Here is a 16,708-nt window from a genome sequence, read left to right as displayed (position 1 = left end):
AGGCCCTCCGCGGGAACGCGGGGGGCCTTCGGCGTGTGCTCCGCACGGGTGGTCCTGGCGGGCGGCGGGCGCGGCGGGCGGACGGGGCCGGACGGGCGGAGGAAGGTCGGCCCGTGCTGGGGCTGATCGCGGGACATTTCGTACTGGCGGCGTGCGCGGGGGTGTTCACGCGGTGGTGGGGCCGCCGCGCCTTCCTCGTGCTCGCGCTGGCGCCCGCCGCGACGGCCGTCTGGGCGGCGCTGGAGTGGAACGCGGTGGCCGGCGGCCGGGTCCGCGAGCAGACCTGGCGGTGGGCGCCCGCCCTCGACCTGGAGATCGCGCTGCGGCTCGACGCGCTGAGCCTGCTGCTCACCGTCCTCGCGGGCGGGGTCGGCGCGCTCGTCCTGATCTACTGCGCGGGCTACTTCCGCGACGACGAGCCCGGCCTCGGCGGCTTCGCGGGCACCCTCACCGCCTTCGCGGGCGCGATGCTCGGCCTGGTCCTGGCCGACGACCTGATGCTGCTGTATGTGTTCTGGGAGCTGACCACCGTCCTGTCCTTCCTGCTGATCGGCCACAGCGCGGGGCGGAAGGCCAACCGGCGGTCCGCGCTCCAGGCGCTGATCGTCACCACGGCGGGCGGTCTCGCCATGCTGGTCGGTCTGCTGCTGCTCGGGCACGCCGCGGGCACCGACCGGCTCTCGGTGCTGGTCGCGCACCCGCCCCCGGCCGGTCCCGCCGTACGGACCGGGATCGTGCTGGTGCTCGCGGGCGCGCTGTCGAAGTCGGCGATCTGGCCGTTCAGCCTGTGGCTGCCGGGCGCGATGGCCGCGCCCACACCCGTCAGCGCCTACCTGCACGCCGCCGCCATGGTGAAGGCCGGGGTCTATCTGGTCGCCCGGCTCGCCCCGGCCTTCGCCGCCGTCGCCCCCTTCAAGGCCCTGACCGTGGGCCTGGGCATCGCCACCATGCTGCTCGGCGGCTGGCGTTCGCTGCGCGAGTACGACCTGAAGCGGATCCTCGCCTACGGCACCGTCAGCCAACTCGGCTTCCTCACCGCCCTGGTCGGCACCGGCACGCGTGACGCGGCGCTCGCCGGGATCACCCTGTTGCTCGCCCACGCCCTGTTCAAGGCCGCCCTCTTCCTCGTCGTCGGCGCCGTCGACCAGGCCGCGGGCACCCGCGACATCCGCCGCCTGTCGGGCCAGGCCCGCGCCCTCCCCCTCCTGTGCGCCTTCGCCACCCTCGCCGCCGCCTCCATGACCGGCCTCCCCCCTTTCCTCACCTTCGCGGCCAAGGAGGCGGCCTTCGCCGCCCTTGCCCCGCTCCCCCTGACCCTGGTGGTGGCTGGCTCGGCCCTGACGGTGGCCTACACGTTGAGATTCTGGTGGGGGGCGTTCGGCCCTGGCGAGAGGGCCGCGGAGGCGGTCCGGCCGGGCGGCAGCGGGCCGCAGGCGCCCGGCGCAGCCGCAGCCGCAGCCGCCGACGGCGCGGCACCACCCACGGGGAGGCCCGCAGCCAAGAACGAATTCGCACGGGTGGGCGGGTGGGAGAAAACCGCCCCGGTAGGGGCGCTGGCCCTGGCAGGGCTGGTGCTCGGCCCGTACGTGGGCCGGCTGGAGCCGCTGCTCGCGCGGTACGCCGGCACCGTACAGGAGGGCACGGAAGCCCCGTACCACCTCGCGCTGTGGCACGGCTGGAGCACCCCCCTCGCCCTGTCGATCGCGGCCTGGGCGGCAGGCGCCGCCCTGTTCGCCGCGAGCACCCCTCTGATCCGGCTCGCCCGGAAAACCGCCCTCCCCACCGCTGAAGCGGCCTTCGCGCGAACCGTCCGCGGCACGGAATGGTTCGCCCTCCAGCTCACCGGCACGGTGCAACGCGGATCGCTGGCGGTCTACCTCACGACCGCCCTCCTCGTGTTCACCGGCGCCGAGTCGTACGCCCTGGCCCACGACACCCCCTGGCACACCCCGGGCGGCACCCCGCGCCTGGCGGACGACGCGGCCCAGGCGGCCGTCGCCCTGGCGGTGATGGCCGCGGCCCTGCTGTGCGTGACGGCCCGCCTGCGGATGAAGGCGGTGGTGCTGGCGGGCACCACCGGCTACGGCACCGGCGTCCTCTTCGTCCTCCAGGGCGCCCCCGACCTGGCCCTGACCCAGTTCACCGTGGAGACGGCGAGCATCGTCGTGTTCGTGCTGGTGCTGCGCCGCCTCCCGTCCCGCTTCCCGCGCACCGCCCCGCGCCGCCGCCGGGTCAACTACGCGGTGGGCGCCGCCGCCGGCGCCCTCGTCGCGGTGCTGACGTATCTGACGGCGGCGGCCCGGCAGGCCGCGGACGCCCGCGACGCGCTGGTCGAGGCGACGGAGCACGACGGCGTGAAGAACGTCGTCGCGACGATCCTGGTGGACCTGCGCGCCTGGGACACGATGGGCGAGTCCGCGGTGCTGGCGGTCGCCGCGGTCGGGGTGACGAGCCTGCTGTTCCTGCGCCGCCGCGCGGGCGCCCTCCCCCGGGCCGGGGACGGCGACGAACCCGGCACCGTATGGCGGGCCGGGCCGCGCGAGGCGGCGGGGCCGGAGTCGCTGGCCCCGGAACGCACGTGGCTGGCGGCCGGCGGCACGCTGGCGGAGGAGCGCCGCTCGGTGGTCTTCGAGGTGCTGGCCCGGCTGACCTTCCACCCGATCCTGGTGCTCTCCCTCTATCTGCTGTTCTGCGCCGAGAATCTGCCCGGCGGCGGCTTCACCGCCGGGCTGGTCGCGGGCCTGGCGCTGGTGGTGCGCTATCTCGCGGGCGGCCGGTACGAGTTGGCCGCCGCGGCTCCGCTGGACGCCGGTTTCCTGCTGGGCGCGGGCATGGTCGTGTCGGTCGGTACGGGCCTGGGCGGGCTGCTGTTCGGCGGCGCCGTCCTGGACGCGGGCACCTACCACACCCACCTGCCGGTGTTCGGGAAGATCCATCTGGCCAGCCCCGTGCTCTTCGACTTCGGGGTGTATCTGCTGGTCCTCGGCGTCGTGCTCGATGTGCTGCGGGGCCTGGGCGCCAAGATCGACCAGCAGATCGAACGCGAGCAAGGCCGTACGGGCCCGGAAGGGGGCGAGGCCGCGTGAAGGTCACGATCGCGCTGATCGCGGTGGGCGGTGTGCTGTTCGGCTGCGGCACCGCGCTGCTGCTGTCCCGGCCGCTGACCCGGATCCTGCTGGGCGCGGTGCTGCTCGGCAACGGGGCGAATCTGCTGGTGCTGGCGACCGCGGGGCGGGCCGGGAAACCGCCGCTGCTGTACCCGGGCACCGACCCGAAGGACGTCGCGGACCCGCTGCCGCAGGCCATGGCGCTCACCGCGATCGTCATCACGCTCGCGCTGACCGCCTTCCTGCTGGCGATGGCGTACCGCGGCTGGCAGTTGTCGGGCGACGACGACGTGCAGGACGACGTGGAGGACATCCGGATCGCGCTGCGCGCGGAGCACGAGGGCACCCGGGCGGAACTGCGGGCGGTGCTGCGCGCGGACCGGGTGCGGCAGGCGCGCGCGGAGGAGACCGAGGACCTCGACGACGAGGTGTGGGACCACGTACTGGGGGCCGACCGGTGACCGCGTCCGACCTGCTGCCGCTGCCGGTGGCGCTGCCGCTGCTCGCGGCCGGGCTGAAGCTGGCGATCGGTCAGCGGCTGCCGCGCACCCAGCGGTTCATCAGCGCGGGCGTGCTGTGCGCGGTGCTCGCCGCGTCGCTGACCCTGCTGGTCGCGGCCGACCGGAACGGCCCGCAGGTGATGCACACCGGGACGTGGCCGGCGTCGGTCGGCATCACCCTGGTCGCGGACCGGTTGTCCGGGCTGATGCTCGTCGTGTCGGCGGCGGTCACCCTGTGCGTGCTCGTCTACTCCATCGGCCAGGGCATGGCCGACAGCGACGAGGCGACGCCGTTGTCGGTCTTCCACCCGGCGTATCTGATCCTCGTCGCCGGGGTCTGCGACACATTCCTCGCGGGTGATCTGTTCAATCTCTACGTCGGCTTCGAGATCATGCTGACCAGCAGCTATGTGCTGCTGACCCTCGGCGGTACCGCCGCCCGGATGCGCGCGGGCGCCACCTATGTGGTGGTGTCGCTGCTGTCGTCGGTGCTCTTCCTCGTCGCGATCGGCATGGTCTACGCGGCGGCCGGCACCGTGAATCTGGCGCTGCTCGCCGGGCGGCTGGCCGAACTGCCGTCCGGCGTACGGCTGCTGCTACAACTGGCCCTGCTGACCGTCTTCGGCATCAAGGCCGCCGTCTTCCCGCTGGCGGCGTGGCTGCCCGACTCGTACCCGACCGCGCCCGCGCCCGTCACCGCCGTCTTCGCCGGTCTGCTGACGAAGGTCGGCGTCTATTCGATACTGCGGGTGCAGACCCTGCTCTTCCCCGGCGGGCGGCTCGCCGACCCGCTGATGCTCGTCGCGCTGCTGTCGATGGTGGTGGGCATCCTGGGCGCGGTCGCGCAGACCGACCTGAAGCGGCTGCTGTCCTTCACCCTGGTCAGCCATATCGGCTACATGGTCTTCGGCATCGCGCTCGCCTCGCGCGGCGGCATCGCGGGCGCCGTCTTCTACGTCGCCCACCACATCACCGTGCAGACCACGCTCTTCCTGGTGGCCGGCCTCGTCGAACGGCGCGGCGGCACCACCGATCTGCTCCGCCTCGGCGGCCTCGCCCGGATCTCCCCGCTGCTCGCCGTCGTCTTCTTCGTGCCCGCCATGAATCTCGCGGGCATCCCCCCGCTCTCCGGCTTCCTCGGCAAGCTCGGTCTGCTCCGCGCCGGTGTCGCCGCGGGCACCGGCTGGGCGTACGTCCTGGTCGCCGGCGGCATCCTGACCAGCCTGCTGACGCTGTACGCCCTCGCCAAGGTCTGGAACCTGGCGTTCTGGCGTGCCGCCCCGCTTGATCTGTGCGCGGACGGAACGGTCCTCGAGTCCGACGAGGAGCCCGCTGCCGCGGGGGAGAACGGGGCCTCTGCCGTGCCTCTGCCCGCGGGGCACGCCCACGCCGCGTCCCTCAGCGGGCGGCCGATCACCACGACGGCGTCGCCGCCCGCGGCGATGCTTCTCGCGACCTGTGCGCTGGTCGCCCTCGGGCTCTCCTTCACCGTCCTCGCCGGGCCCCTCACCGGTCTCGCCGACCGGGCCGCCGTCGAGTTGTTGGCCCGCGCCCCGTACGTCACGGCCGTCCTCGGCCACTAGGTCGCCTACGGCGCGTGAGGTCGTCAAGGGCGCGGCCCTTGTACCCGCACTGTGCGGAGGAGGGTGCCCCATAGGGGCGCGGGGAACTGCGCGCTCAGCCCGCGCGGGGCTGCGGGTCAAAAACCGCCCCCAGCGGGGCAGACGCTGTTGTTTTGCGACCACCGGCCGGTGGGGGCTGAGCGCGCAGTTCCCCGCGCCCCTAAAGACATCAGGCACCGCACTCCGCAGGAGGAAGGCTCACGTCCAGTGGGAGGGGCGGGCAAAAGACGAGGGGAGCCTCGTTGTGGAGTCGCCGCGGGCGGCGGTGAGTTGGGGTGGGGTCAGAAAGAGGGCACCCTCGAGATCGGCACCCCGGAGATCCGCGTCGCGAAGATCGGCCCCGATGAGATCGGCGAGCCGGAGATCGGCGCCGCGAAGGTCGGCGGCGATGAGGTAGGCGCCCCGGAGATCGGCGCCCCGGAGATTCGCCCCCCGAAGGCGCGAGCCGACAAGATCGGCGCCGCGCCGGTCGCGCCCGCGCAGCCCGGCACGGGCGAGGGCGCTGCCGCGCAGCAGGATCCCGTTGACGGCGGCCCGCTCGGCGGCCACGTCCAGGGCGAGCAGCGAGTCGGCGTCGCCGAGACTGAGCGCGGAGACGCGCTCGGCGGCCTCGGCCGCGGCGGCGTGGACGGGCCGCGCGGCCGGCAGCGCCACGACCTCGCCGAGGTAGCGCAGGAGTTCGTGGAGCTGCCGGACGACGGGCAGCAGAGCGAACATCGCGCGCCCGCCGTCGGCGGCCCCGCGCCAGTCGGAGCCGCCGAAGGTGATTTGGGAGAGTTTCTGCCCGGCGCCGAGGCAGTCGTAGACGGTGCAGCCCCGGTAGCCGCGGCCGTGCAGGCCGTCGTGGATGCCGCAGCGGTCGTCGCCGCCGAGGTGCCCGCAGGGCTCCCCGGCGGCCTTGTCGGCGGCGAAGTCCGCGGATCTGGTGAAGGCCAGGGCGACACAGCACAGCCCGAAACAGTTGCCGCAGTCCGAAACCAGCTCACTACTCACCGCACCATGGTGCCCTTACGGCTGCGCGGGGAAGGAGGCGGGCTTGGCGCCGGTGAAGAGCCAGGTGGTGAAGAAGCCGTCCAGCTTCTTGCCGGAGATCCGCTCGGCGAGCCTCTCGAACTCGGGGATGGTGCCGTTGCCGTAGCGGTGCTGGGCGGGCCATGCCTTGAGCAGGGCGCGGAAGGCGTGGTCGCCGATGGTGTCGCGGAGCGCCTGGATGGCGACGGCGCCGCGGTCGTAGACGGCGTCGTCGAACTGGTTCTGGGCGCCGGGGTCGCCGGGCTTCACCGTCCAGAACGGGTCGTCGGCGGGGTGCGCGTCGTAGATGTCCTGGGCGAGCTGCTGCGGGGTGCCGGTGTGCTCGTGCTCGGCCCACAGGAATTCGGCGTAGCTGGCGAAGCCTTCGTTGAGCCAGATGTCGGACCAGCGGTCCAGGGACACGTCGTCGCCCCACCACTGGTGGGCCAGTTCGTGCGCGGCGACGTCGCTGTCGGCGCCCTTGGCGAAGAACTTGGGGCTGTAGAAGACCCGGGTCTGCGCTTCGAGGGCGAAGCCGGCCGTGACGTTCGGGACGTAGCCGCCGGCCGCGTCGAAGGGGTAGGGGCCGAACCAGCCGCTGAGGAAGTCGATGATCTCGCCGGTGCGTTCCACGCTGGCGCGGGCGTTGGCGGCGGTGGCCGGGTTCAGCGCGGTGCTGTACGCGTTGATGACGGGGACGCCGGTGCGGGTGCGGCTTCGGGTGATGTCGAAGTGGCCGACGGCGAGCGTGGTCAGATACGTGGCCTGCGGCTTGTTCTGCCGCCAGTGCCAGTCGGTGCGGCCGTTCTTCGTCTTCTGCGACAGCAGCAGGCCGTTGCTGATCGCCTGGTCGCCGCTGGGAACGTCGACGTGCACGTCGTAGGTGGCCTTGTCCGAGGGGTGGTCGTTGCTGGGGTACCACCACCAGGCGGATTCGGGTTCGTTGGCGGCGACGGCGCCGTCCGGGGTGCGCTGCCAGGAGGTGAAGCCGTAGCGCTGCACGGTGGAGGGGATGCCGGAGTACGTGACGGCGACGGTGATCCGGTGGCCCCTGGCTATCGCCTTGGCGGGGGTGACGACCAGTTCCTGTTCGCCGCTGGTGGTGAAGGCGGCGGTCCGGCCGTTGACGGTGACACGGCTGACGGTCAGCGCGAAGTCCAGGTCGAAGCTGGTCAGGCCCTGGGTGGCGGTCGCGGTGATCGTGGTGGTGCCGGTCAGTTCGTCGGTGGCGGGCTCGTAGGCCAGGTCCAGGTCGTAGTGGGAGACGTCATAGCCGCCGTTCCCGTAGGTCGGGTAGTACGGGTCGCCGATGCCGGGCGCGCCCGGTCCTGCGTCGGCTGCGGCTGCCGGGATCGCCAGCAGCAGGCCGAGGGCGGCGGCAGCGGACGCGATGACTCTCTTGCGCACAGGGTCCTCCAGCGCGGTGGATGCCAGGGTGGCAGGTACACGGCGACCCTAGGGAGCCCCTGACGTCACAGCCACCCCTGTTGCCCCTGCTGTCGCAGAACGTTCACCCGGCGCAACACAACGGCCGGAATGCGGCGGCAGGCGCACAACGGGCGAAACACGACGACGGGAACGCGACGGCCGGTCCGATCGTGTCGGAGGCCCGCCCCGGGTGTCCGGTCTGCGAACATTCGGCGGGTGCGTACCCTGCGGAGAATCCAGTGGCCGCTGGTCGTCTGGCTGATCGTGGTGTGGGTGCTGCTGTGGGGAAAGGTCACGGCGGGCAATGTGCTGACCGGACTCGCCGTCGGCGTGGTGCTGTGCCTGGCCTTTCCGCTGCCGCCGCTGGAGCTGGAACTGCGGCTGCACCCGGTGGGCCTGGCCCGGTTCGCAGCGCGTTTCGTGGCCGATCTGACGGTGGCCGGGCTGCGGACGGTGGCGCAGATCCTCGGCCCGGGGCCGCTGCCCTGCGCGGTGCTCGCGGTGCCGCTGCGCTCGCGCGGCGATCTGATGCTGACGGCGACGGCCGTGGCGGTCAGCGCGGTGCCGGGCAGCGCGGTGGTGGAGTTGCAGCGCTCGACGAGCACGCTGTTCGTCCATGTGATGAGTTCGCGCGCGGACGCGGCGAGCCTGGAGCAGGCGCGCGACGAGGTACGGCGGCTGGAACGGCTGGTGGTGCGGGCGTTCGGGACGCGCGCGGAGATCGCCGAGCTGGCCGGTCGGCCCGGGACGGACCCGTCATGAGCTGGGTGACGGCGGTGGTGCTCGCGCTGCTGGTCGCGTCCGGCGTGATGGTCTTCGTCCGGCTGGCGCGCGGCCCGTCGATGCTGGACCGGGCGGTGGCGGTGGACGCGCTGCTCGCGGTGGTGGTGGCCGGGCTGGGCGCGCGGACGGCCGAGGCGCGCACCCCGTACACGCTGCCCGTACTGCTGGTGCTGGCCTTCCTCGGCTTCACCGGCTCGGTCGCCATCGCCCGCTTCATCGCGGTGCGCGGCACCCCGGAGCCCCCGCCGCCAACGGGACCGGCGGGACCGGCGGAATCGCAGGACCACGACGAGGGGGCGGGGCCGTGAGCTGGACGTCGGTGGGCGACTGGGTGGCGGCGGTGTGCCTGCTGCTGGGCGCCGGGCTGAGCTTCGTGGCGGGGGTGGGGCTGCTGAAGCTGCCCGACACCCTCACCCGGATGCACGCGGCGACCAAGCCGCAGGTGCTCGGGCTGCTGCTGGTGCTGCTCGGGGTCGCCGTGCGGTTGCGTTCCTGGGTGGACCTGGGAACGCTGGTACTGATCGGCACGTTCCAGCTCATGACCGTGCCGGTCGCCGCCCACATCGTGGGCCGTGCGGCGTACCGCACGGGACAGGTGGACGGCGAAGGGCTCGTCCTGGACGAGTTGGACGAGCGGCTGACCCGGCCGGGAAAGGCCAGTTAGGTTCACCATGTGAAGAATGTCCGGCTCGTCAGGGCCTTGCAGCGGGTGGAGGACGAGTACCTGTCGCGGATGGGTCTCTCGTTGCCCCTGGCGGCCATCGTGCTGGTGGTCGCCGCGGACCTCGCCGCCGGCCGGGACCACTTCATCACGCCCGGCATCGTGGCCGCCCCGCCGCTGGCCGCGATCACCGTCAACTGGCAGCGGACCCTCTTCATCGGTGTGCTCGGCCTGGCCGTCCAGGTGGCGCTCGCCCCGTACGACGGTGTCACGGACCTCCCCGACCACGACGTGGTGTTCGGCCAGGTCGTCGCGTACGGCGCCGTCACCGTCTTCAGCGTGTACATCGCCTGGCGCCGCGAGACCGGCGCGAAGGCGTTCAACGCCATCGCCTCCGTCGCCGAGGCGGCCCAGCACGCCCTGATGCGCCCGCCCGAGCCGCGCGTCGGCGGCATCAGACTCGCCGTGCGGTACGTGTCGGCCGCCGACGCGGCGCAGATCGGCGGCGACCTCTACGCGGTGCTCGACACCCCTTACGGCGTAAGGGCGCTGATCGGCGACGTGCGCGGCAAGGGCCTGGGGGCGGTGCAGACCTCCGCGGTGGTGCTGGGCGCGTTCCGGGAGGCCGCGTACGACGAGGGCGGCCTCGACCAGGTGGCGCGGCGGGTGGACATCAGCGTCGGGCGGCATGTGACCGGCGGGGACTTCATCACGGCGCTGTTCGCGCAGTTCGACAAGCCGGACAGCGTGGACCTGCTGCACTACGGCCATGTGCCGCCGCTGCGGGTCGCCCGGGACGGCGAGGTCGAGACGCTGTACCCGAACGAGCCGTGGCTGCCGCTGGGCCTGGCCGACATGGTCGACGAGGGGCCGACGCCCTGGCGGGTGGCGCTGCAGCCCGGGGACGTGCTGGTGCTGTGCACCGACGGGGTGATCGAGGCCCGCAGCCCGGCCGACAACACCTTCTACCCGCTGGCCGAACGGGTCGGCGCGCTGGTCGCGGGCGCCTCGTACGACCTGGACGACGCGGTGCAGCGGGTCTACGACGACCTGCTGGAGCACGCGGGCGGCTCGCTCACCGACGACGTGGTCCTGCTGCTGCTCGCGCCGCAGCGGCGCCCGCTGCCCTCGCACCCGCAGGACCCGCCGCTCAACCCGGTCTGAGCCCGGAACCGGCCCCCGCCGTCGGGGATCAGGGCCGCCCCCTGGTGGCCCGCTCCAGGGCCACCAGCACCGACTCGTACGCCTCCCCCGTCGCGTGCTCCATGCCCAGCTCGCACATCCGGTTCGCCGACAGATAGGCGTCGTAGCCGCGGGCGGCGACCTCCTCGGCCTCCGGGCGGGTCGCGGCCTCGGTCAGCTCCTCGTGCAGCATGCCGCGGTCGCCGGCGAAGGCGCAGCAGCCCGCGTCGTCGGGCACCACGACCTCGCGGGCGCAGGCCCGCGCCACCGCCTCCAGTGCCCCGGTGTCGCCCAGGTGCCGCATCGAGCACGTCGGGTGCAGTACGGCGGAGGCGACGGGCGCGGTGACCGTGAGCCGGGGCAGCAGGTGCTCGGCCGCCCACACCACGGAGTCGATGACGGTCAGCTCGCCGTGCAGCTCCCGGTTGGCGTCGGTGAGATACGGCACGACCTCGCGGGCCAGGCCCAGCGCGCAGGAGCTGGCGTCGACCACGACGGGCAGCCGGCCGCCGCCGGTCCACAGCCAGGCGGCCTCCACGATCCGGTTGGCCATCACCGCGTTGCCCGCCCGGTAGCCCTTGGAGTGCCAGATGGTGGCGCAGCAGGTGCCGGTGACGTCGTCGGGGATCCACACCGGAAGGCCGGCTCGCGCGGACACCCCGACGACGGCCTGCGGCAGCGAGCCGTGCCGGGTCGCGGGTACCCCGAAGATCCGGTTGACGCACGCCGGGTAGTACACGGCCGCCGCGCCCTCCTTGTCCGTACGGGGCAGCCGCCGCGGCGCCGCGCCCGGGATCTCCGGCAGCCACGCGGGCATCAGGTCGGCCCGCACCACCTTGCGGGCCAGGCCCGTGCCCACGGCCAGCGGCCGGTCGCCGGCCCGGTCCCGTACGGCGTCGGCGGTGGCCACCGCGGCGCGTGCGGCGCGTTCCGCCGCCCGCCAGTGGGTCGCGACGGAGGCCGCGGCCCGCTCCTCGGCGCGGGAGTGGGCGGCGTGCCGGAAGTCCCGCATCATCGCGCCGGTGTCGATGCCGACCGGGCAGGCCAGCGCGCAGGTGGAGTCGCCCGCGCAGGTGTCGACGGCGTCGTAGCCGTACGCGTCGAGCAGTGCCTGGAGCACCGGGGAGCCGGGCGGCTGGCGCAGCATCTCGCGGCGCAGCACGATCCGCTGCCGCGGGGTGGTGGTCAGGTCGCGGCTGGGGCAGGTCGGCTCGCAGAAGCCGCATTCGATGCAGGCGTCGGCGACCGGCTCGATCCCCGGGACGGTCTTCAGGCCGCGCAGGTGGCCGCGCGGGTCCTGGTCGAGGACGACTCCCGGGGCGAGGATGCCGTCCGGGTCGAGCAGCCGTTTGATCCGCCACATCAGGGCGGTGGCGCGCGGGCCCCATTCCAGTTCCAGGAAGGGCGCGATGTTGCGTCCGGTGCCGTGCTCGGCCTTCAGGGAGCCGTCGAAGCGCTCCACCACCAGGTGGCAGAAGTCGTCCATGAAGGCGGCGTAGCGCTCGACGTCGGCGGGGTCGGCGGCGTCGAAGGTGAGCAGGAAGTGCAGATTGCCGTGCGCGGCGTGCCCGGCGACGGCGGCGTCGAAGCCGTGCCGTTCCTGGAGGTCGAGCAGTTCGGCGCAGGCGTCGGCGAGCAGTTCCGGCGGTACGGCGAAGTCCTCGGTGATCAGGGTGGTGCCGGACGGGCGGGCGCCGCCGACAGCCGTCACGAACGCCTTGCGGATCCGCCACAGCGCGGCGATCCGCTCCGGGTCGCGGGTGAAGGCGTTGTCGGCGGACGGGACGGGCGTGACCAGGCCGAGGTCGTCGCTGACCCGGCCCGCGGCCCGCTCGTACGCGGCCAGTTCGGTGGCGTCCGCGGCCCGGAATTCCACCAGCAGCGCGGTCGTCTCCCGCGGCAGCCCGGCCCAGTCGGCCGGCACCCCGGGCACGCCGACCACGGCGCGCAGCGTATTGCCGTCCATCAGCTCGACGGCCTCGGCGCCGGCCTGGTTGAACAGCGGTACGGCCGCGGCGGCGGCCGGCAGGGTCGGGAAGAACAGCAGGGCGGCGGTGGCCGCCCCGCGTATCGGCAGCGTCTCCAGCACGGCCTCGGCGACGAAGCCGAGGGTGCCCTGGGAGCCGACCATCAGGCCGCGCAGGATCTGCGCGGGCGTCTCCGCGTCGAGGAAGGCGTCGAGCCGGTAGCCGTTGGTGTTCTTGATCGCGTACTTGGCGCGGATGCGGGCGGTCAGCTCCTCGTCGGCCTCGATCTCGTCGCGCAGGTCCAGCAGGCCCTGGCACAGTTCGGGCTCGGCGGCTTCCAGGCCCGCGTCGGCGTCCGGGGCGCCGGTGTCCACGACGGTGCCGGACGGCAGCACGACCGTCATCGACGTCACCGTGCGGTAGGCGGTGCGGGTGGTGCCCGCGGCCATCCCGGAGGCGTTGTTGGCGACGACCCCGCCGACCGTGCAGGCGACCGCGCTGGCCGGGTCGGGGCCGAGGATCCGGCCGTGCCGGGCCAGGGCGGCGTTGGCGCGGGCCAGGACCGTACCGGGCAGTGCCCGCAGGCGGGCGCCGTCCGCCTCGACCTCGACGCCGGCGAAGTGGCGGCGTACGTCCACGAGGATGTCCTCGCCCTGCGCCTGGCCGTTCAGGCTGGTGCCGGCCGCCCGGAAGACCAGGTGGCGGCGCTCGCGGCGGGCGTACGCCAGCAGCCGCACCACGTCCTGGACGCTGCCGGGCAGCACCACGGCCTGCGGCACGAAGCGGTACGGGCTCGCGTCCGAGGCGTAGCGCACCAGGTCGGAGACGCCGGTGCGGACCTTGTCCGGGCCGAGCAGTCCGGTCAGCGCGGCCGCCAGGCCGCCCGGGGTGCCGGTCGCGCGTGACTCGTCCAGCCGGTCGGGCGCGGCGGCGCCGGACGGGACGGGGCGCAGCGCCTCGCCCTTCGGATCGGGCACGGGCATCCGGACCTCCTCGGCGGGGGTCTCCGGGCGGAGACCGGGGGACCGTCGGACGGGGAACACACCGCTTGCCAACGTATGCCGGACTCAGGATTCCCGCTCGCGCTCGGCGCCGCCCGGATTCCGCCACCACGGCGGTCCCGTAGGCCCCGTGTGTCTCTCCGACCTACGACGGAGGCGCGGCCGGGCCCTTGCGGCGATACTCGGCTGCGAGTCCGGCAACGGGGGCCGGGCACGAACGGGGAACACGGGGTGCAACAGTCATGACATATACGCCGTCGGGCGCCGACCATCCGGCGGGCCGCACGCCCGGTGCCGAGCTGGGCGCGGCCTTCGTCGCCGTCGCCGACACCCTCGACGGGGACCGCCGGGCCGGGGCCGGGGACGGCGGGGCCGGGGACGTGCTGGTGGCGCGGTGCGTCGCCGTGCTGGAGGTGGCCGCGGCCGGGCTGCTGCTCGCCGACGGCGCCGCGGACGGTACGGCGGAGGCGGTGGCCGCCTCCGACGAGACCGTACGGGTGCTGGTCGGCAAGGAGGGGCCGGGCCGGGAGTGCCATCGGGCGGGCATTCCGATCGGTACGGGTGCCCTGGAGCGGGCGGCTCCGCGCTGGCCGGATTTCGCGGCCGCCGCCCGCACCGCGGGCTACGGGGCGGCCTTCGCCGTGCCCATGCGGTGGCGGGACGAGACCATCGGGGCGCTCGTGCTGTTCCGCACCGAGTCCGGGCCGCTGCCCGACGGCACGGCCGAGCTGGCGCAGGCCCTGGCCGACGTCACGACCATCGGTGTCCTTCAGCGCCGTGCCCGGCGCCAGCGGGAGCAGCTCGCGGATCAGCTCCAGACCGCGCTGGAGAGTCGCGTTCTTGTCGAGCAGGCCAAGGGGTTGCTCGCCGAGCGGTGGCAGGTCAGTGTCGACGCGGCTTTCACCGCTTTGCGCCGGCACGCCCGTGCCCGGCGCATCCGCCTCTCCGACCTCGCCCAGGGCCTCCTCGACCACACGGTCGACCCCTCCGACCTCCAGGACGGCGCCCCATAGCCCCCCGCACCTCTGCGGAAGAGGGTGCCCCTCCCGCGGAGGTGAGTGCCTGATGTCTTTTAGGGGCGCGGGGACGCGCGCTGCGCCGGCGGAAGTGGGTGCCTGACAGGGGCGCGGGGAACTGCGCGCCCAGCCACGTCCGTGGCGCAGGTGAAAGACCGCCCCCAGCGGGGCAGACGCTGTTGTTTTGCGACCACCGGCCGGTGGGGGCGGGCCGCGCAGTTCCCCGCGCCCCTGAGGGTTACCGTCCTTCGCAAGGACGGAGTCGCGGTGCGTAGGGGGGACGTGACCAACCGTCATGTGCCCCCTGGTGCAAGGGAGTTCGGTGTTCTAGGGTGTGGGGCACTCCGCCCAGGCACTCCGCCCCGGCGGTCCGCCCCGGCGGTCCGCCCCGCCGCGCAGGCGGCGCACCCCACGACGCAGGACATGATCTGGCATGGTCGAGCTCGCGGCACCCGCGCCCCGCACCCCGCGCGACGACGAGCACGCGGCGCTGGACGTGTCCTGGACCTTCTCCTTGAGCCGGGTCCGCGGCAGCGACGAACTGGCGGCGCGGATGACCCGGGCCGCGCTCGACACACTGGGCGGCCCGTACGGGGCCGTCGGCCCGCTGCTGACCGACGCGGCCTCGGTGGCCTGCGCCTACCTGGTGGCGCACAGCGTCGCCCGCCGCTACCGCGTCACCCTCGGCGTGGACGGCGGGCACTGCGCGGTCGCGGTCACCGACTACGGCTACGACCACACACCGCCGCCGGGCGGCACCGGGGGGCGGGTGCCGGAGCCGGACCGGGCCGCCGCCCGGGACCTGTGCCGGCGCCTCGCCGAATCGGCGGTCGACGGCGTCCAGGTGCACCACGCCGTGGACGGCGCGGTGCTGATCCGTTTCCGCGCCCAGTGCCCCACCGCTCCCCCGGCCGCGCCGGACTCCTCCCGCAGCCCTGGCGCCCGTGGGTGAGAAGCGCCCGGCCGGCGGTTTCGCGGGGGAGGCGAGCCGCCGGCCGGGCGCGGTACGCGGCAGCCGCCGCAGGCCCCGCGGGGTCAGGCGTCGCGGGTGCCGGTGAGTGCCGCGAAGACCACCACGTTCGCCGAATACGCCTGCTTCTCCTTGTCGAAGGAGCCGCCGCAGGTGATCAGCCGCAGCTCGGGGCGCCCGGCGGACCCGTACACGCGGTTGGCGTCGAAGTGGTCCTTCTGCACCACCTCGACGGCCTCGACGGAGAATTCGGCGACCGTGCCGTCCGCGCGGCCCACCTCGACCAGAGCGCCCGGCTCGATGGTGCTCAGCCCGTAGAAGACCGCGGCGCGGGTCTCGGTGTCGACGTGGCCGACGATCAGCGCGGCGCCCGCGGTGCCGGGCGACGGCCCGTCGCGGTACCAGCCCGCGACGTCCGGGGTGCTGTACGGCGGCGGGTCGACGGCGCCGTCCTTGAGGCCGCGGGCGACCAGCTTGGCGTGCAGCCCGATGGAGTCGATGTCGACCCGCAGCGGCCGGGACGCCGGCATCGGCACGTGCGGCGCGTAGACCTCGCGCGGCCGGTCGGCCGCCGCCGCGGCCATGGCCCGGCCGCCGGGTGTGGCGCCGCCGCCCCCGTCGTGGTGGCCGAAGAGCCAGGCCGCGAGCAGGACGAGGGCGACGGCGGCGGTGGTCCACTTCCGGCTGTCGGGACGTGGACCGTCCTCGCCGCCCCCGCCGTCGGGACCTTCCGCCATCCCGGTCAGCCGCGGTCGGCGCTGCGGCGCCGGTGGATCACCAGACCGGCCAGGCCGACGGCCGCGAAGCCGCCGGTGACCAGCAGCGCGCCGGTGTTGGAGCCGGCCGAGCCGGGTCCGGCGGCGAGCTGGGCGGTGCCGCCGCCGCCCGCCGGGACGGGCGCGATCGGCAGGGTGGTGGTGGCGCCGGTGACCGTCACGGACGCGGACGCGGAGCTGGTGGCGCCGTTGCACTCCACGGAGATCGCGTAGGAGCCGTCGACGGCGTCGGACTTGATGAAGGCCGTGCCTTCGAGCGCCTTGGAGCCGTCGGACGCCGGGGCGAGCGTGACGGCGTCCACGAAGACCGCGGCGCTGGCACGGGCCTTGCCGCCGGACTTGCAGGAGGTCTCCAGGTGCAGGCTCACCACCCCGCCGGGCGCGACGCTGGCGGGCGAGACGTTCATCGAGTCCGAGGAGCTCGACGACGAAGACGAGGACGAGGACGACGAAGAGGAGGACGACGAGGACGAGGAGGAGCCTCCGCCGCCCGAGTCGGCGAGCGCGGGCAGCCCGTGCGCCCCGCCGAGTGCGAACACTCCGACGGCACCGGCGGCGGCGATGACAGGCAGTTTCAGACCGAACATGGAGACCTCCGCTCGTCCGGGAGCGGGGACTCGCGCCCGGTACTCACGAAGATCACCGAGCGAGGCGCCGCCCGCACCCCGGGCGGCGGCTCACTCG

At 74.1% G+C, this 16,708-nt stretch carries 14 protein-coding genes; 9 read left to right on the top strand and 5 right to left on the bottom strand.

The window, feature by feature from the left end; translation table 11 throughout:
• The first annotated feature begins 113 nt into the window (after window positions 1–113).
• The 3 genes from BM076_RS29105 to BM076_RS29095 are packed head-to-tail and all read left to right on the top strand — an operon-like array spanning window position 114 to window position 5,190.
• Window positions 114–3,086 carry a Na+/H+ antiporter subunit A gene (locus BM076_RS29105; RefSeq protein WP_093716713.1) on the top strand — a complete coding sequence of 991 codons (2,973 nt, stop codon included), beginning with the start codon at window positions 114–116 and terminating at the stop codon, window positions 3,084–3,086.
• Window positions 3,083–3,568: a Na(+)/H(+) antiporter subunit C gene (locus BM076_RS37100; RefSeq protein ID WP_093716712.1), complete on the top strand. Its 486-nt coding sequence runs from the start codon at window positions 3,083–3,085 to the stop codon at window positions 3,566–3,568. The genes BM076_RS29105 and BM076_RS37100 overlap by 4 nt, the downstream gene beginning before the upstream one ends.
• Window positions 3,565–5,190, top strand: coding sequence for a Na+/H+ antiporter subunit D (locus BM076_RS29095; RefSeq protein ID WP_093716711.1), 1,626 nt, complete (start codon window positions 3,565–3,567; stop codon window positions 5,188–5,190). The genes BM076_RS37100 and BM076_RS29095 overlap by 4 nt, the downstream gene beginning before the upstream one ends.
• A gap of 237 nt (window positions 5,191–5,427) precedes the next feature.
• On the opposite strand, the gene BM076_RS29090 is transcribed toward BM076_RS29095, so the two are convergent.
• Both BM076_RS29090 and BM076_RS29085 read right to left on the bottom strand, forming a co-directional pair.
• The gene (locus tag BM076_RS29090) at window positions 5,428–6,222 is read right to left on the bottom strand and encodes a pentapeptide repeat-containing protein (RefSeq protein WP_093716710.1); all 795 of its coding nucleotides are present in this window, start codon (window positions 6,220–6,222) and stop codon (window positions 5,428–5,430) included.
• A 15-nt stretch (window positions 6,223–6,237) separates the two neighbouring features.
• Entirely contained in the window at window positions 6,238–7,647 is a 1,410-nt protein-coding gene (locus BM076_RS29085) for a M1 family metallopeptidase (RefSeq protein WP_093716709.1), read from the bottom strand.
• 237 nt (window positions 7,648–7,884) lie between these two features.
• On the opposite strand from BM076_RS29085, the gene BM076_RS29080 reads away from it, so the two are divergent.
• The 4 genes from BM076_RS29080 to BM076_RS29065 are packed head-to-tail and all read left to right on the top strand — an operon-like array spanning window position 7,885 to window position 10,276.
• The gene (locus tag BM076_RS29080) at window positions 7,885–8,430 is read left to right on the top strand and encodes a Na+/H+ antiporter subunit E (RefSeq protein ID WP_177246666.1); all 546 of its coding nucleotides are present in this window, start codon (window positions 7,885–7,887) and stop codon (window positions 8,428–8,430) included.
• Complete coding sequence (locus BM076_RS29075) at window positions 8,427–8,759, top strand: monovalent cation/H+ antiporter complex subunit F (RefSeq protein ID WP_093716707.1); 333 nt, start codon at window positions 8,427–8,429, stop codon at window positions 8,757–8,759. The genes BM076_RS29080 and BM076_RS29075 overlap by 4 nt, the downstream gene beginning before the upstream one ends.
• Complete coding sequence (gene mnhG, locus BM076_RS29070; RefSeq protein ID WP_093716706.1) at window positions 8,756–9,115, top strand: monovalent cation/H(+) antiporter subunit G; 360 nt, start codon at window positions 8,756–8,758, stop codon at window positions 9,113–9,115. Before BM076_RS29075 ends, mnhG begins: the two co-directional genes overlap by 4 nt.
• 9 nt (window positions 9,116–9,124) lie before the next feature.
• Complete coding sequence (locus BM076_RS29065) at window positions 9,125–10,276, top strand: PP2C family protein-serine/threonine phosphatase (RefSeq protein ID WP_245796478.1); 1,152 nt, start codon at window positions 9,125–9,127, stop codon at window positions 10,274–10,276.
• A gap of 28 nt (window positions 10,277–10,304) precedes the next feature.
• On the opposite strand, the gene BM076_RS29060 is transcribed toward BM076_RS29065, so the two are convergent.
• A complete protein-coding gene (locus BM076_RS29060; protein ID WP_093716705.1) occupies window positions 10,305–13,244 on the bottom strand; it encodes an FAD-binding and (Fe-S)-binding domain-containing protein in 2,940 nt (979 codons plus the stop codon).
• 260 nt (window positions 13,245–13,504) lie between these two features.
• On the opposite strand from BM076_RS29060, the gene BM076_RS29055 reads away from it, so the two are divergent.
• Window positions 13,505–14,275, top strand: coding sequence for a GAF and ANTAR domain-containing protein (locus tag BM076_RS29055; RefSeq protein ID WP_093716704.1), 771 nt, complete (start codon window positions 13,505–13,507; stop codon window positions 14,273–14,275).
• A gap of 436 nt (window positions 14,276–14,711) precedes the next feature.
• Complete coding sequence (locus BM076_RS29050; protein WP_093716703.1) at window positions 14,712–15,230, top strand: hypothetical protein; 519 nt, start codon at window positions 14,712–14,714, stop codon at window positions 15,228–15,230.
• A gap of 83 nt (window positions 15,231–15,313) precedes the next feature.
• On the opposite strand, the gene BM076_RS29045 is transcribed toward BM076_RS29050, so the two are convergent.
• Window positions 15,314–15,985 (bottom strand): class F sortase, encoded by a 672-nt coding sequence (locus tag BM076_RS29045; RefSeq protein WP_093716702.1) that lies wholly within the window; start codon window positions 15,983–15,985, stop codon window positions 15,314–15,316.
• A gap of 5 nt (window positions 15,986–15,990) precedes the next feature.
• Window positions 15,991–16,611, bottom strand: a complete 621-nt coding sequence (locus BM076_RS29040; protein WP_093716701.1) for a hypothetical protein — start codon at window positions 16,609–16,611, stop codon at window positions 15,991–15,993.
• Window positions 16,612–16,708: the final 97 nt, after the last annotated feature.

Origin of the sequence: Actinacidiphila alni, from assembly GCF_900112845.1 — a bacterium.
Taxonomy (GTDB): Bacteria; Actinomycetota; Actinomycetes; order Streptomycetales; family Streptomycetaceae; genus Actinacidiphila; species Actinacidiphila alni.
Note: the sequence above shows the minus strand (reverse complement) of the source record. Positions and strands in the feature narration are given on the sequence as shown.

Bases quoted from the DNA above. Each gene is read 5' to 3' on its own strand.
- BM076_RS29075 (WP_093716707.1), top strand. From the start codon at position 8,427: ATGAGCTGGGTGACGGCGGTGGTGCTCGCGCTGCTGGTCGCGTCCGGC.
- BM076_RS29055 (WP_093716704.1), top strand. From the start codon at position 13,505: ATGACATATACGCCGTCGGGCGCCGACCATCCGGCGGGCCGCACGCCC.
- BM076_RS29050 (WP_093716703.1), top strand. From the start codon at position 14,712: ATGGTCGAGCTCGCGGCACCCGCGCCCCGCACCCCGCGCGACGACGAG.
- BM076_RS29045 (WP_093716702.1), bottom strand. From the start codon at position 15,985: ATGGCGGAAGGTCCCGACGGCGGGGGCGGCGAGGACGGTCCACGTCCC.
- BM076_RS29040 (WP_093716701.1), bottom strand. From the start codon at position 16,611: ATGTTCGGTCTGAAACTGCCTGTCATCGCCGCCGCCGGTGCCGTCGGA.
- BM076_RS29060 (WP_093716705.1), bottom strand. From the start codon at position 13,244: ATGCCCGTGCCCGATCCGAAGGGCGAGGCGCTGCGCCCCGTCCCGTCC.